The following is a 14,691-nucleotide window of genomic DNA, read 5'->3' as shown; positions in this document are numbered from 1 at the left end:
GTTCAATCTGAGCCATGATCAAACTCTTCAATTTAAGTTTGATGCTCGTGAATTAAACTTCGTAATGAATTACGCATGTTCACTCAGAGACTTGGCATTCATTTTTCGTCCGAGGACGTTAAGAATCCATGTCACTTTGAGTGCCCACACAGATTGTCTGATAAATTGTTAAAGAGCAGTGCCGCTTCGTTTTCGCTACGGCGCGGGGTATGCATATTACGCTTTCCCGCTTCAGAGTCAAGCGTTTATTTTCGCTATTCCCTGCTGACCCGGCGGCGTGTGTGCCGTTGTTCCGTGTCAGTGGAGGCGCATTATAGGGAGTAATTCTGATGTGACAAGAGGAAATTTAAAAAAAGTTTCCATCCGCGTTTTTTTTCACCAATAGAGGTGAAATCAAGCTACAAATTGTTCTATTTGATGTATCTGCAACCACAATCACATTCGCGGTGGCATAATTATCAGCATGAATCTTTAAGGAATAAAAGCGATGCCATTAAGCGCGCAACAGCTGGCCGCCCAAAAAAACCTGTCTTATGTGCTGGCCGAAAAGCTGGCTCAGCGGATTTTAGCGGGTAAATATGCCCCGGGAAGCATCCTGCCGGGTGAAATGGAGCTGGGTGAGCAGTTTGGGGTGAGCCGTACCGCCGTGCGCGAAGCGGTGAAAACCCTGACGGCAAAAGGTATGGTGCTTCCGCGCCCTCGTATTGGCACGCGCGTGATGCCACAAAGTAACTGGAATTTTCTCGATCAGGAGCTGCTCTCCTGGTGGATGACGGAAGACAACTTTCATCAGGTGATCGATCACTTTCTGGTAATGCGCAGTAGCCTTGAGCCTCAGGCATGTCTGCTTGCTGCCACGCTTGGAACAGCAGAGCAGAAAGCGCAGCTTAACGCGTTGATGGAAGAGATGGTGTTCCTGAAAAAACACTTCAACCGCGAACGCTGGGTTGAGGTCGATATGGCCTGGCATGAACATATCTATATGATGAGCGCCAATCCGTTCCTCACCTCTTTTGCCTCTTTATTCCATTCGGTGTACCACACTTACTTTACCTCTATTACACAAGACGACGTGGTAAAACTGGAATGGCACCAGGCGATAGTGGATGCCATTCAGGAAAGCGACGGGCAGCGAGCCCTGAGTGCGTGCCAGGCATTGCTGGCAGCGCCAACCCACCAGCAGGTAAATAAATGACAAAGAAAAAAGCGCGCAGCATGGCCGGATTGCCGTGGATTGCAGCCATGGCGTTTTTTATGCAGGCACTGGATGCCACCATCCTCAACACCGCGCTTCCCGCTATTGCGCAAAGCCTCAACCGTTCCCCGCTGGCGATGCAGTCCGCCATCATCAGCTATACCCTGACGGTCGCGATGCTGATCCCTGTTAGCGGCTGGCTGGCCGACCGCTTCGGCACCCGCAGAGTTTTCATGCTGGCCGTAACGCTCTTTACGCTCGGTTCACTGGCCTGTGCGCTCTCCTCGTCCTTAACGGAGCTGGTTATCTTCCGCGTATTACAGGGCATTGGCGGCGCGATGATGATGCCCGTGGCGCGCCTTGCCCTGCTGCGAGCCTACCCTCGAAGCGAACTGCTTCCCGTGCTCAACTTCGTCACCATGCCGGGTTTGGTAGGGCCGATACTTGGCCCGGTACTCGGTGGCGTGTTTGTCACCTGGGCAAGCTGGCACTGGATCTTCCTGATTAATATTCCGATTGGCGTAGCGGGGCTGCTGTATGCCCGCAAATATATGCCGAACTTCACCACGCCAAGGCGCAGCTTCGATATGGGCGGCTTCTTCCTGTTTGGCCTGAGCCTGGTGCTCTTCTCCAGCGGGATGGAGCTGTTTGGCGAGAAGATCGTCGCGACGTGGATGGCGCTCTCCGTTATCCTCGCCGGGATTCTGCTTTTCCTTCTTTATATACGTCACGCGCGCCGCCATCCGACGCCGTTAATCTCTCTTGGGCTCTTCAACACCCGAACGTTTTCCGTCGGGATCGCGGGAAACATTGCCTCGCGTCTGGGGACGGGCTGCGTACCGTTCCTGATGCCGCTGATGCTGCAGGTTGGTTTCGGCTATCCGGCACTGATTGCCGGCTGCATGATGGCGCCCACGGCGATGGGCTCGATTCTGGCAAAATCGACCGTGACGCAGGTGCTACGCTGGTTTGGCTATCGCAAAACGCTGGTTGGCGTGACGGTCTTTATCGGTCTGATGATTGCGCAGTTCTCGCTGCAGTCCGCCTCGCTTCCCGTCTGGATGCTGATCCTGCCGCTGTTTGTGCTGGGCATGGCGATGTCGACGCAGTTCACATCGATGAACACCATCACCCTTGCGGATCTGACCGACGAGAACGCCAGTAGCGGCAACAGCGTGCTGGCAGTCACACAGCAGCTGTCGATCAGTTTAGGGGTTGCCGTGAGCGCGGCGGTACTGCGGTTTTATGAAGGTTTCGACAGCGCGAACACCGTCGAGCAGTTCCACTATACCTTTATCACCATGGGCGCACTCACCGTCGTTTCAGCGCTGGTCTTTATGCTGTTAAAACCGAAAGACGGCCGAAACCTGATTAAAGAGCGTCACAAAGAGAAAGCTAAACCGAACCGCGTTCCATCAGAACAGGAGTAAGCTGCAGGCGCTGCTGCTGCAGCGTGGGCTGAGCCATTCGGTGGATCAACACATCGATGGCCAGCTCGCCCAGTTCATCTTTTGGCTGATGAATGGTGGTGAGCGGCGGCGTCATATAGCTGGCCAGCTCGATATCATCGTAGCCGATTACCGCCATATCATGGGGAACGCGCAAACCGGCCTGATATAACGCCTGATAGGCGCCAAACGCCATGGCGTCGTTGCCGATAAACACCGCCTGCGGACGCTGCGGTTGCGCCAGCAGCGTCTGCATCGCTTCAAAACCACCGTGAAACTCAAAATCACCGGTAATACGATACCCTTCCGGCACGGAAAGTCCCGCCCGCGCCATCGCGGCGAGATATCCTTCCAGACGCAAACGCGCCGGGGTTTTGTCCAGCGGACCGGTAATACAGGCAATGCGGGTATAGCCTTTATCGATCAGATACTGGGTGGCCATATCCCCCCCCAGCAGAGAATTATCCTGAATGAGGTCGCTGGTGCCGTCGAACGGCGCCCAGTCCATCATCACCGTAGGAATGGAGGGATAGCGCTGGATAATCTCTTTCGACGGCTGGTGCGTTTCGGTACACAGCAGCAGTAGCCCGTCGACGCGTTTTTGCATCAGCGTTTCCAGGTTTCGGTTCATGCGCTGCTCGTCCCCTTCGGTATTGCACAGCACCAGGCTGTAGCCACGCTCGAAGCAGCTGCGCTCCACGCCGCGAACCAGCTCAGAATAAAAGGGGTTGGTACTGGCGGTGATCAGCATACCGATCGTACGCGTCTGGTTGAGCTTAAGGCTGCGCGCCAGTGCAGACGGCGCATAGTTGAGATCTTTTACTGCCGCTTCGACTTTTTCCCGAATCGCCTCGCTGACGAAGCGATCGTTATTAATGACGTGAGACACCGTCGAGGTAGAAACGCCCGCCAGGCGGGCGACATCTTTCATTGTGGCCAAGCGTTACCCCTGCTGACTTAAGAATTCATCGATCTCTTTACGCCACGGAACGGAAGGCTGAGCGCCCTTGCGCGTCACCGCAATCGCGGCAGCGGCATGCGCGAAGCGGATCGCATCATCCATTTTCTTGCCTTCCAGCAGCGCGGTCACCAGCGCACCATTGAAGGTGTCTCCCGCTGCGATGGTATCAATCGCCTTCACCTTAAAGCCCGGCACGCGACGGCCTTCACCGTTTACGCTTGCCCATACCCCACGGCTGCCCAGGGTGATGATCACGGTTCCGATGCCTTTGTCGTGCAGCGCACGCGCGGCTCTCGCGGCATCGTCATCGTTTTCTACGCGAATGCCCGTCAGCTTTTCGGCTTCGGTTTCGTTCGGCGTGATGATATCCACCAGCGCCAGCAGCTCGTCTGATAATACACGGGCTGGGGCCGGGTTAAGTACGACAGTGGTATGATTTTCATGCGCAATTTTGGCCGCGGCCAGCACGCTTTCAACCGGCGACTCCAGCTGCATCAGCAGGGCCTCGGCGCCGCCAATGATTGCACGTTGCGCTTCCACGCGCTCCGTCGTCAGCGCTGCGTTAGCGCCAGCATGAATACCGATGACATTCTCACCTTCTGCGTTGACGAAAATCAGCGCCACGCCGGTAGATTCCCCTGCAACAACGCTGACCGGTGCGATATCGATGTTGTCGCTCGCCAGCTGCTTGCGTACGCGCTCGCCGGTATCGTCATCACCCGTGCAGGCGATAAACGCAATATTCGCCCCGCTGCGACCGGCAGCGACGGCCTGGTTTGCCCCTTTACCGCCGAATGCGACCTGATACTGGTTGCCCGTGACGGTTTCGCCCGGTGCAGGGAACGATTCAAGGTTAAGAATGTGATCGGCATTGATACTGCCAAGGACGACGAGGTTGCCTGCGGTTTTCATGGTTGGGTTGTCCATCTGAGAGCGCCACCGGTGTTACCCGGTGGCGTATGCCACACTTTTCTTTATTGGTGTCCCTCAGGCCGCCAGTGACGGCCTGATTCGCCTTTTACTGCTTGATAACCAGCTTCAGGTCAACAGGGTATTTAGCCTGAACTTTTTCGCCCTTCAGCACTTTGTCGGCAGTTTCAACGCCAGTCGCGCCAATCTGCTCAGGCAGCTGAGCGATGGTCGCAGCCAGTTTGCCATCGTTTACTGCTTTTTCACCATCCGGCGTGCCGTCAAATCCGACAACCATCACATCAGATTTACCTGCAGTCTGCAGAGCGCGCAGCGCACCCAGCGCCATTTCGTCGTTCTGCGCGAATACCGCCTGCACGTCAGGATGTGCGGTCAGCAGGTTCTGCATGACGTTCAGACCTTTAGTACGGTCGAAGTCTGCCGGCTGGCTAGCCAGCACGTTGAATTTGTGCGCTGCAACCGCCTGCTGGAAGCCTTCGCCACGCTCGCGGGCGGCAGACGTACCGGCAATCCCCTGCAGTTCGATGACTTTCGCGCCTTCGCCGGCTTTCTTCGCAATGTAGTCACCCGCGATTTTGCCGCCCAGCACGTTGTCAGATGCGATATGGCTCACCACGTCGCCTTTCGTTGCCTGACGGTCCAGAGTGATCACCGGGATCTTCGCCTGGTTTGCCATTTTCACGGCGTTGCCTACGGCATCGGAATCGGTTGGGTTGATCAGCAGAATTTTGGTGCCACGAACGGTTAAGTCCTGAACGTTAGCCAGCTCTTTCGCCGGGTTGTTCTGTGAATCCAGTACCACCAGGTTGTAGCCCAGTTTATCGGCTTCTTTCTGCGCTCCATCCTTCAGGGAGACGAAGAACGGGTTGTTCAGGGTAGAGACAACCAGCGCGATGGTATCTTTCGCCATGGCGTTAGCACTTACGGTTGCGCTCAGCGCGACAGCGGAAACCAGGGTAGCCAGTTTTTTCATGTTCATATCTAAGATGTCCTGTAGTGTCGTCAGTTACTGTTTTTTGTTGTCTACCAGTACCGCCAGCAAAATCACCACTGCCTTAACGATCATCTGGTAATAGGAGGAAACACCTAACAAATTCAAACCATTATTCAGGAAACCGAGAATCAGTGCGCCGATCAATGTCCCAACAATGCGACCTTTACCGCCCGCCAGACTCGTACCGCCCAGAACCACTGCTGCAATAGCATCCAGCTCATACCCCGTACCCGCCGTCGGCTGCGCGGAAGAGAGGCGCGCCACTTCGATGATGCCCGCCAGTGACGCCAGCAGACCGCACAGGGAGTACACGATAACTTTGACTTTATTAACGCTAATCCCGGACAAGCGCGTTGCCGCTTCGTTACCACCCAGCGCATAGATATAACGACCCAGACGGGTATGGTGCAGCATGTACCACGCCGCCAGGAAGACGATAGCCATGATCCAGACCGGGGTCGGGACACCCAGCGGGCGACCGATACCGAACCAGCCAAACAGATCGGCATTATCGGTGAAGCCGGTATTGACCGGGCTGCCGTTGGTATACACCATGGTCACACCGCGCAGCAGCAACATCATCACCAGCGTCGCGATGAACGCCTGAACGCGGCCTTTTGCCACAATCACGCCGGTGACGGCACCAATCGCCGCGCCTGCCGCCAGAGCCGCGGCCACGGCCACCAGCGCGTTGACTTCAATCCCGACCAGCGAAGCGGCGATCGCGCCGGTGAGGGCCAGCAGGGAACCGACGGACAGATCGATCCCTGAGGTCAAAATCACCAGCGTCATGCCGACCGCCATAATGGCGTTCACCGACGTCTGCTGCAGAATGTTGAACAGGTTATTTACGGTGAAGAAATTCGGGCTCATGGTCGACACAATCGCGATCAGCACCAGCAGGGCAATGAGCGATTTTTGTTCCATCAGCCACGCCTTTGTGAAATAGCGGCGACCAGAAACAGCCTGGGTAGTCATCTTCTTACTCCTGATTCACGCGATTAAGCTTGCCCACAGCGGCAGCCATCAGAACTTCCTGGGTGGCCTGCTCGCGAGTGAATTCACCGCCGAGATGCCCTTCATGCATGACGATAATGCGATCGCTCATGCCTAATACTTCTGGCATCTCGGAAGAGACCAGAATGATGCTCAGACCGTCGGCCTTGAACTGGTTAATCAGCTGATAGATCTCTTTCTTCGCCCCCACGTCTACGCCGCGGGTTGGCTCGTCGAGGATCAACACTTTCGGGCGCGTCATCAGCCCGCGCGCAATCGCCACTTTCTGCTGATTCCCGCCGGACAACAGGCCAATCGCCTGCTCCATCGACGGGGTTTTAACGTTAAAGAGACGGATGAAATCGCTGACCGCCTGCTGCTCGTCTTTATGCTTCAGGCTGCCGCCGCTGCGGCTGAAATAGCGCAGCGCAGTCAGGGACATGTTCTCTTTTACCGACATGCCCAGCACTAAGCCGTCGCGTTTGCGGTCTTCGGAGATATAGACGATGCCGTTCGCCAGACCATCCTGCGGGGAGCGGGTGACCACTTCATGGCCGTCGAGGGTGACATAACCGCTGGTGCGCGGCAGTGCGCCGTACAACACTTTCATCAGCTCGGTACGTCCCGCGCCCATCAGGCCCGCCACGCCCAGGATCTCGCCCTGGCGCAGGGTAAAGGTGACGTCGTTCACACCCGGACCGCAGAGGTTGTCCACCTTCAGGCGGATCTCACCCGGCGCTTTATCCAGATGCGGATACTGATCTTCCAGCTTACGTCCCACCATCATTTCGATGAGCGTATCTTCGGTCAGCGTGGCCACTTCGCGCTCGGCAATAAACTGCCCGTCGCGGAAGACGGTGACGTCATCGCAGATTTCAAAGATCTCTTTCATGCGGTGAGAAATATAGACAATCCCGCGCCCCTGCGATTTCAGCTCGCGGATAACGCGGAACAGGGATTCGGTTTCGGTATCGGTCAGGGCGTCGGTCGGTTCATCCATAATGATGACCTTCGACTCAAAGCTCAGCACCTTCGCGATTTCCACCATCTGCTGATCGCCGATGGAGAGATCGCCGACCAGGCGGTCGCTCTTAAAGCGCAGGTTCAGCTTCGCCAGCAGCTTGTCGGCTTCGGCATACATGGTTTTCCAGTCGATCTTGCCGAAGCGGTTAACGAATTCACGGCCGAGGAAGATGTTCTCCGCAATAGTGAGCTGCGGGATCAGGTTCAGCTCCTGGTGAATAATGCCGATACCCGCTTCCTGAGAAGATTTCGGGCCAGTGAAGGTGGTTTCTTTACCCAGCCAGAGGAGTGAACCGGCATCGCGTTGATAGATCCCGGTCAGCACTTTCATCATGGTGGATTTGCCGGCACCGTTTTCGCCCACCAGCGCCATTACACGCCCGGGATAAACGTTCAGCGCCGCGCCGGAGAGGGCTTTTACGCCCGGGAACGACTTATCGATCCCTTTGAGTTGCAGTAATGCGTCCATGATGGCCTCAGAAGGTGACGCCAGCACAGAGAATGATATTCGCATACGGGGAACACTCCCCGCTGCGAATCACCGCCTGACTGTCTGCGGTTTGTTGTTTGAACTGCTCGTGCGTTGTGTAACGAATTTCGATGGTGTTTCCCTGGTGTTGTTGCAGCTGCTCAAGATGGCTGAGCAACATTTCGTGGAGCTGCGGATTATGTTGTTTGATTTCCGCCGCGAGAATGGCCGTCTCAACCTGCATCTCCGCGGTCACCACGTCCAGTACCTGCATAAACGAAGGTACGCCCTGCGTTAACGCCATATCGATACGGGTTGTGCTGCGCGGAACCGGTAAGCCTGCATCGCAAACCACCAGCGTATCGGTATGCCCAAGACGGGAAATCACCGACGAGATTTCTGAGTTGAGTACAGTGCCTTTCTTCATTTTTTTGCTCCACTAGCGAAACGTTTCGCTAAATGAAGTGTAGCCTCAGAAATGTTCAGAAAACCACCATGACGTAACAGATTTGTGATCGACGTCGAAACGTTTCGCTAAGTGAAATATTGATGGGAGAAATTGCCCGGCGGCGCTTCGCTTGCGCGGGCCTACGGGTTTGGTAGGCCGGGTAAGCGCAGCGCCACCCGGCATTTTGGAAAGGACTTAAATCTCGACCTGCGTACCCAGCTCAATCACGCGGTTAGGCGGGATCTCAAACTGGTCAGGCGCACGCAGGGCGTTACGTTGCAGGATGAGATACAGCTTACCGCGCAGGCGCAGGTACCACGGGCGCTTGCCGATGATCAGCGACTCGTGGGACATAAAGAACGACGTCTCCATCATGCGGCAGCTTAAGCCTTCCAGACCGCAGCGGTGGAACACCTCTTCCACGTTCGGCGTTTCGCGCCAGCCGTAGCTTGCCACCACGCGCCAGAAGGTCGGGGAGAGCTGCTCAATCTGCACGCGGCGTACGTTGTGAACGTAAGGCGCATCTTCGGTGCGCAGCGTCAGCAGGATCACGCGCTCGTGCAGCACTTTGTTGTGCTTGAGGTTATGCATCAGCGCGAACGGGATCACGTTCAGGGCGCGAGACATGTACACCGCGGTGCCGGGCACGCGGACCGGCGGGGATTTCTCCAGCGAAGCGATCATCGCCTCCAGAGAATTCCCGTGCTCATGCATACGGCGCAGCAGGCGGAAGCGCTCGCTTTTCCAGGTGGTCATGACGATGAACATCACCAGCCCCAGCGTCAGCGGCAGCCAGCCGCCGGAGACAATCTTGTCGAGGTTCGCAGAGAACAGCGGCACGTCAATACACAGGAAGCCCACCAGAATCATCGCCACGAGGAATTTATTCCAGTGCCAGTTACGGTACGCCACCGTGGTGGAGAGAAGCGATGTCAGCACCATGGTGCCGGTTACCGCAATACCGTACGCCGCCGCCAGGTTGCTGGAGTGCTCGAAGCTGACAATCACAATCACAACAGCGAAGTAGAGCAGCCAGTTAACGAACGGGATGTAGATCTGGCCCGACTCCATCTCTGAGGTATGAATGATGCGCATCGGTGAGAGATACCCCAGACGCACGGCCTGGCGCGTCAGAGAAAACACGCCGGAAATCACCGCCTGAGAGGCAATGACGGTCGCCAGCGTCGCCAGGATCAGCATCGGCACCAGCGCCCAGTCAGGCGCCAGCAGGAAGAACGGGTTCTTTATCGCTTCCGGATTTTTGAGCAACAGCGCGCCCTGGCCAAAGTAGTTCAGCACCAGCGACGGCAGCACCACAATAAACCAGGCCACGCGGATAGGCAGTTTCCCGAAGTGACCCATGTCCGCATACAGCGCTTCCACACCGGTGATGGAGAGCACGACCGCCCCCAGCGCTACGAAGGAAACCACTTTGTATTCGAGGAAGAAATGCACGGCCCAGTAGGGGTTCAGCGCATGCAGCACTTCCGGGTTAGCAATAATGCTGCGCAAGCCAAGCGCGGCCAGGATCAGGAACCAGGCCAGCATAATTGGTGCAAACAGTTTACCCACCAGCCCGGTACCGTGCTTCTGGATCACAAACAGCAGCGTCAGCACGATTATCGCCAGCGGGACCACCCACGTATCAAGCTGCGGCGCAATGATCTCCAGCCCCTCTATCGCCGAGAGGACCGAAATCGCGGGCGTGATAACCACCTCGCCATAGAAGAAGCTGCCGCCAATCAGGCCGATAATCACCAGCACGGAGGTCATTCTGGCAGAGGTGTTGCGCCCTGCAAGGGACATCAGGGTCAGGATACCGCCTTCGCCCGCGTTATCAGCGCGCATAACGAAGGAGAGATATTTAACAGAAACCACCAGGATCAGCAGCCAGAAGATGAGGGACAGGAAGCCAAATACGGCATCGCGCTCAACACCAAAGCCAAACTGGCCGGACAGACATTCACGAAGCGTATAAAGCGGGCTGGTGCCAATATCACCGTAGACAACCCCGATCGCCGCAAGCGTTATTGCGGGTAATGATTGCTTATTATCAGTGCTCATAGACTAGTCTTTTCGTTTGAATAACAAATGTGTTCCTGGTCCCTTGGCCCACAAAAAGCGCACAGTATGCACGATTCAATGCAAAATCGTACCCCTAAATGCAACCGCATTAATGTAGCGCAAAGAAAATTGCGCCGCACTTCAGTCTATTACCAGCCCTGACTGAAACGTCTATACTCGCTTCAATTGGCCGCCACGACGGCGAAAGGATGCAAAACTATTATGGCTCACTCACATTTATTAGCAGAAAGAATTTCCCTCCTCAGCAGCGCGCTGGAGAAAGGCCTTTTCGAGCGTAGCCACGCCATTCGCCTCTGTTTACTGGCAGCATTGAGCGGTGAAAGCGTGTTTCTGCTTGGGCCGCCGGGCATCGCCAAAAGCCTGATTGCCCGCAGGCTTAAGTTTGCTTTTAAGAACGCCCGCGCGTTTGAATACCTGATGACCCGCTTTTCCACCCCGGAAGAAGTGTTTGGCCCCCTTTCCATTCAGGCGCTGAAAGATGAAGGGCGCTACGAGCGCCTGACAGCGGGGTATCTGCCTGAGGCAGAAATTGTCTTCCTTGATGAGATCTGGAAAGCCGGCCCGGCCATTCTGAACACCCTGCTCACGGCGATAAACGAACGTCGGTTCCGCAACGGCGCCAGTGAAGAGAAAATCCCGATGCGCCTGCTGGTGGCCGCCTCAAACGAACTGCCTGAAGCCGACAGCAGCCTGGAAGCGCTGTATGACCGTATGCTGATCCGCCTGTGGCTGGACAAAGTGCAGGATAAGTCCAATTTCCGTTCCATGCTGGTCAGCCAGCAGGATGAGAACGAGAACCCGGTAGCAGCGTCATTGCAGGTATCAGACGAGGAGTATTACCAGTGGCAGGAAGAGATCGGTAAAATTAAGCTGCCTGATTCCGTCTTCGAGCTGATCTTCATGCTGCGCCAGCAGCTTGATTTACTGCCCTCTGCCCCCTATGTCTCCGATCGCCGCTGGAAAAAAGCGATCCGCCTGCTGCAGGCCAGCGCCCTGTTCAGCGGTCGCGATGCCGTTGCGCCCATCGATCTGATCCTGCTGAAAGACTGCCTCTGGCACGACGCGGAAGGCATGAATCTGATGCAGCAGCAGCTCGACGTTTTGATGACCGGACACGCCTGGGGACAGCAGGCGATGCTCAATCAGCTGGGGGCGATTGCCCAGCGGCGCATCCAGCTTCAGCAGCAGCAAAGTGATAAAACCGCGCTGAAAGTGAATCGCCTGGGGGGGATGTTCGCCCGCAAACCGCACTATGAATTACCCGCCGAACTCACCAGCACGACGCTGACCCTGCTGCTCCAGCAGCCGCTCAAGCTGCATGACATGCAGGTGGTGCACGTGACGATTGAGCGCGAGGCGCTGGCGCAGTGGCTGGATAAGGGCGGAGAGATCCGCGGAAAGCTCAACGGCATCGGTTTTGCGCAGCCGCTGAATATGGAAGTAGACAGCAGCCAGCACCTGGTGATCCGCGACGTCAGCCTGCAGGGCTCGCGTCTTGCGCTTCCGGGAACCGCCTCTGAGAGCGTCCCTGAAGAGATTAAGCAGCAGCTGGACGCGCTGGACACCGAATGGCACCAGCAGCACACCCGCTTTAGCGAGCAGCAAAAATGCCTCTTTATCCATAGCGACTGGTTAGGCCGCATCGAAGCCAGCCTGCAGGACGTTAGCGCGCAGATCAAACAGGCGCGTCAATGCTAACCCTGGATACGCTTAACGTCATGCTGGCCGTCAGCGAGGAAGGGTTGATCGAAGAAGTGGTGATCACCCTTCTGGCTTCACCGCAGCTGGCGGCCTTCTTTGAAAAATTTCCGAAGCTCAAAAAGGCGATGACCGACGATCTTCCGCGCTGGCGGGATAACCTGCGTCAACGGTTTAAAGAGACCGAAGTCCCCCCTGAGTTAACGGAAGAAGTGGCCTGCTATCAGCAGTGCCAGCGACTTTCCACGTCGCAGTTTATCGTCCAGCTTCCGCAAACCCTGACGTTGCTCGACAAGGTCCACTCCCCGTTTGCCAGCCAGGCCCGAGGGCTGGTCACGGATAACGCCACGTTCACTCCCGCACTGCACACCCTCTTCTTACAGCGCTGGCGTCTCAGCCTGGTGGTGCAGGCCACGACGCTAAACCAGCAGCTGCTGGACGAAGAGCGCGAACAGCTGCTCAGTGAAGTTCAGGAACGCATGACCTTAAGCGGCCAGCTTGAGCAGGTGCTGGTGGAAAATGAGAACGCGGCAGGGCGTCTCTGGGATATGAGCGCCGGCCAGCTCCGGCGCGGGGACTATCAGCTGATCGTCAAGTACGGCGATTTTCTGGCGCAGCAACCCGAGCTGATGAAGCTTGCAGAACAGCTGGGACGTTCAAGGGAGGCAAAGTCGGTTCCAAAGAAAGACGCCCCGATGGAAACCTTCCGCACCCTGGTGCGTGAGCCGGCCACCGTTCCAGAGCAGGTCGACGGGCTCCAGCAGAGCGATGATATTCTGCGCCTGCTGCCCACGGAGCTGAGCACGCTCGGGATGACCGAGCTGGAGTACGAGTTTTACCGTCGGCTGGTGGAAAAACAGCTCCTCACCTACCGGCTGCACGGCGAAGCCTGGCGCGAGAAAGTCAGCCAGCGGCCGGTCATTCATCAGGATTTTGACGAGCAGCCGCGCGGGCCATTTATTGTCTGCGTGGATACGTCCGGCTCCATGGGCGGGTTTAACGAGCAGTGTGCAAAGGCGTTCTGTCTGGCGCTGATGCGCGTGGCGCTCGCCGATCGCCGCCGCTGCTTCATCATGCTGTTCTCCAGCGAAGTCGTGGGCTATGAGCTGACGAACCAGCAGGGGATCGAGCAGGCAATCCGCTTCCTGAGCCAGCGCTTTCGCGGCGGAACCGATCTGGCCAGCTGTTTTCGCAGCATCGTAGAGCGGATGCAGGGCGGCGACTGGTATGACGCTGACGCGGTAGTGATATCCGATTTTATTGCCCAGCGGCTGCCGGATGACGTGGTCAATAAAGTGAAGGAATTACAGCGTGTGCATCAGCACCGTTTTCATGCGGTGGCGATGTCCGCCCATGGAAAACCCGGCATCATGCGCATCTTCGATCATATCTGGCGCTTTGATACCGGGTTGCGTAGCCGCCTGCTCAGACGCTGGCAGCGTTAATTACAGAAGAGAACCGACGCTTTCACGCACCTGCTGCGGCCAGACGCCACACTGCACCTGACCAATATGGGGCAGCTGAAGCAGCAGCATGGTCAGACGGGACTGGCCGATACCGCCGCCAATCGTCTGCGGCATTTCCCCACGCAGCAGCGCCTGGTGCCACTCCAGTTTGAGACGATCTTCATCTCCGGTCACCGCCAGCTGGCGCTTCAGCGCCTCAGCATCCACGCGGATCCCCATAGAAGAAAGCTCGAATGCGTCTTCCAGCACCGGGTTCCAGACCAGAATATCGCCGTTCAGCCCGGCAAATTCGCCCTCACCGGTGGTGCTCCAGTCATCATAATCCGGCGCACGAACGTCGTGGCGTTTGCCATTAGACAGTTTGCCGCCGATCCCAATCAGGAATACCGCCCCGAGCTCTTTGGCGATCGCCCGCTCGCGGCCTTTGGCATCCAGATCCGGGAAACGGGTCAGCAATTCCTGGCTGTGTACAAAGTGGATCGTTTCCGGCAGGAACGGCGGCAGACCAAACGCTTTGCTTACGGCCGCTTCGGTCGCTTTGATCCCGGCGTAGATCGCCTCAACGGTAGACTTCAGCGTGCCAACGTGGCGCTCACCATCGCCCATCACGCGCTCCCAGTCCCACTGGTCAACGTAAACGGAATGAATGGGAGACAGGCGGTCTTCATCCGGGCGAAGGGCTTTCATGTGCGTGTAGAGCCCTTCGCCCGCGCTGAAGTCATGTTGTCCCAGGGTCTGACGCTTCCACTTCGCCAGTGAATGAACCACTTCGAACTGGGCGTCTGGCAGCGTTTTCACTTTTACCTGTACCGCTTTTTCGCATCCAGAGAGGTTATCCTGCGTCCCGTCACCCACGCGGCTGAGGATCGGGGCCTGGACTTCAATCAGCCCAAGCTTCTCTTCCAGCTGGCGGGAAAAATGGGATTTTACGAAACTGATCTGGCGTTGTTTTGCGATGTAAGCGGTTTTCATTATTTA

At 56.7% G+C, this 14,691-nt stretch carries 12 protein-coding genes; 4 read left to right on the top strand and 8 right to left on the bottom strand.

Features of this window, described 5'->3' with window-relative positions; translation table 11 throughout:
* Positions 1-487: 487 nt before the first annotated feature.
* Together ACOTXF_RS15425 and mdtD are read left to right on the top strand one after the other, a co-directional pair.
* Complete coding sequence (locus tag ACOTXF_RS15425; protein WP_021242652.1) at positions 488-1,195, top strand: FadR/GntR family transcriptional regulator; 708 nt, start codon at positions 488-490, stop codon at positions 1,193-1,195.
* Positions 1,192-2,625 carry a multidrug transporter subunit MdtD gene (gene mdtD, locus ACOTXF_RS15420; RefSeq protein WP_021242653.1) on the top strand — a complete coding sequence of 478 codons (1,434 nt, stop codon included), beginning with the start codon at positions 1,192-1,194 and terminating at the stop codon, positions 2,623-2,625. The genes ACOTXF_RS15425 and mdtD overlap by 4 nt, the downstream gene beginning before the upstream one ends.
* On the opposite strand, the gene rbsR is transcribed toward mdtD, so the two are convergent.
* The 7 genes from rbsR to kup all read right to left on the bottom strand — a co-directional run bounded on the left by rbsR (position 2,591) and on the right by kup (position 10,528).
* Positions 2,591-3,583: a ribose operon transcriptional repressor RbsR gene (rbsR, locus tag ACOTXF_RS15415; protein ID WP_021242654.1), complete on the bottom strand. Its 993-nt coding sequence runs from the start codon at positions 3,581-3,583 to the stop codon at positions 2,591-2,593. The two genes, mdtD and rbsR, sit on opposite strands and share 35 nt — an antisense overlap.
* 3 nt (positions 3,584-3,586) lie before the next feature.
* The gene (gene rbsK, locus ACOTXF_RS15410) at positions 3,587-4,516 is read right to left on the bottom strand and encodes a ribokinase (RefSeq protein ID WP_023293678.1); all 930 of its coding nucleotides are present in this window, start codon (positions 4,514-4,516) and stop codon (positions 3,587-3,589) included.
* A 106-nt stretch (positions 4,517-4,622) separates the two neighbouring features.
* Positions 4,623-5,513 carry a ribose ABC transporter substrate-binding protein RbsB gene (gene rbsB / locus ACOTXF_RS15405; RefSeq protein ID WP_008503498.1) on the bottom strand — a complete coding sequence of 297 codons (891 nt, stop codon included), beginning with the start codon at positions 5,511-5,513 and terminating at the stop codon, positions 4,623-4,625.
* Positions 5,514-5,540: 27 nt separating this feature from the next.
* Complete coding sequence (gene rbsC / locus ACOTXF_RS15400) at positions 5,541-6,506, bottom strand: ribose ABC transporter permease (RefSeq protein ID WP_021242657.1); 966 nt, start codon at positions 6,504-6,506, stop codon at positions 5,541-5,543.
* Positions 6,507-6,510: 4 nt separating this feature from the next.
* Positions 6,511-8,016 (bottom strand): ribose ABC transporter ATP-binding protein RbsA, encoded by a 1,506-nt coding sequence (gene rbsA, locus ACOTXF_RS15395; protein WP_047745077.1) that lies wholly within the window; start codon positions 8,014-8,016, stop codon positions 6,511-6,513.
* Between the two features lie 7 nt (positions 8,017-8,023).
* Positions 8,024-8,443 carry a D-ribose pyranase gene (gene rbsD / locus ACOTXF_RS15390; RefSeq protein WP_045418101.1) on the bottom strand — a complete coding sequence of 140 codons (420 nt, stop codon included), beginning with the start codon at positions 8,441-8,443 and terminating at the stop codon, positions 8,024-8,026.
* 216 nt (positions 8,444-8,659) lie between these two features.
* A complete protein-coding gene (gene kup / locus ACOTXF_RS15385; RefSeq protein WP_008500202.1) occupies positions 8,660-10,528 on the bottom strand; it encodes a low affinity potassium transporter Kup in 1,869 nt (622 codons plus the stop codon).
* 222 nt (positions 10,529-10,750) lie between these two features.
* Here kup and ravA point away from each other — a divergent pair, with 222 nt between their 5' ends.
* Both ravA and viaA read left to right on the top strand, forming a co-directional pair.
* Positions 10,751-12,247 (top strand): ATPase RavA, encoded by a 1,497-nt coding sequence (gene ravA, locus ACOTXF_RS15380; RefSeq protein ID WP_047745076.1) that lies wholly within the window; start codon positions 10,751-10,753, stop codon positions 12,245-12,247.
* Positions 12,241-13,692, top strand: a complete 1,452-nt coding sequence (gene viaA / locus ACOTXF_RS15375; protein WP_008500200.1) for an ATPase RavA stimulator ViaA — start codon at positions 12,241-12,243, stop codon at positions 13,690-13,692. Before ravA ends, viaA begins: the two co-directional genes overlap by 7 nt.
* Here the strand turns inward: viaA and asnA are convergent, their stop codons facing one another.
* The gene (gene asnA, locus ACOTXF_RS15370; protein ID WP_025910785.1) at positions 13,693-14,685 is read right to left on the bottom strand and encodes an aspartate--ammonia ligase; all 993 of its coding nucleotides are present in this window, start codon (positions 14,683-14,685) and stop codon (positions 13,693-13,695) included.
* Positions 14,686-14,691 lie beyond the last annotated feature (6 nt).

The sequence above is a fragment of the Enterobacter cloacae complex sp. IR53041 genome (genome assembly GCF_049238285.1).
In the GTDB taxonomy this organism is placed as follows: domain Bacteria; phylum Pseudomonadota; class Gammaproteobacteria; order Enterobacterales; family Enterobacteriaceae; genus Enterobacter; species Enterobacter roggenkampii.
This window is presented reverse-complemented; position numbering and strand designations above follow the sequence as displayed.

What these genes read in the sequence shown, in the direction of transcription:
- asnA (WP_025910785.1), bottom strand. Translation starts at nt 14,685, where the DNA reads ATGAAAACCGCTTACATCGCAAAACAACGCCAGATCAGTTTCGTAAAA.
- rbsA (WP_047745077.1), bottom strand. Translation starts at nt 8,016, where the DNA reads ATGGACGCATTACTGCAACTCAAAGGGATCGATAAGTCGTTCCCGGGC.
- rbsK (WP_023293678.1), bottom strand. Translation starts at nt 4,516, where the DNA reads ATGAAAACCGCAGGCAACCTCGTCGTCCTTGGCAGTATCAATGCCGAT.
- rbsC (WP_021242657.1), bottom strand. Translation starts at nt 6,506, where the DNA reads ATGACTACCCAGGCTGTTTCTGGTCGCCGCTATTTCACAAAGGCGTGG.
- ravA (WP_047745076.1), top strand. Translation starts at nt 10,751, where the DNA reads ATGGCTCACTCACATTTATTAGCAGAAAGAATTTCCCTCCTCAGCAGC.
- kup (WP_008500202.1), bottom strand. Translation starts at nt 10,528, where the DNA reads ATGAGCACTGATAATAAGCAATCATTACCCGCAATAACGCTTGCGGCG.
- rbsD (WP_045418101.1), bottom strand. Translation starts at nt 8,443, where the DNA reads ATGAAGAAAGGCACTGTACTCAACTCAGAAATCTCGTCGGTGATTTCC.
- viaA (WP_008500200.1), top strand. Translation starts at nt 12,241, where the DNA reads ATGCTAACCCTGGATACGCTTAACGTCATGCTGGCCGTCAGCGAGGAA.
- rbsB (WP_008503498.1), bottom strand. Translation starts at nt 5,513, where the DNA reads ATGAACATGAAAAAACTGGCTACCCTGGTTTCCGCTGTCGCGCTGAGC.
- ACOTXF_RS15425 (WP_021242652.1), top strand. Translation starts at nt 488, where the DNA reads ATGCCATTAAGCGCGCAACAGCTGGCCGCCCAAAAAAACCTGTCTTAT.
- mdtD (WP_021242653.1), top strand. Translation starts at nt 1,192, where the DNA reads ATGACAAAGAAAAAAGCGCGCAGCATGGCCGGATTGCCGTGGATTGCA.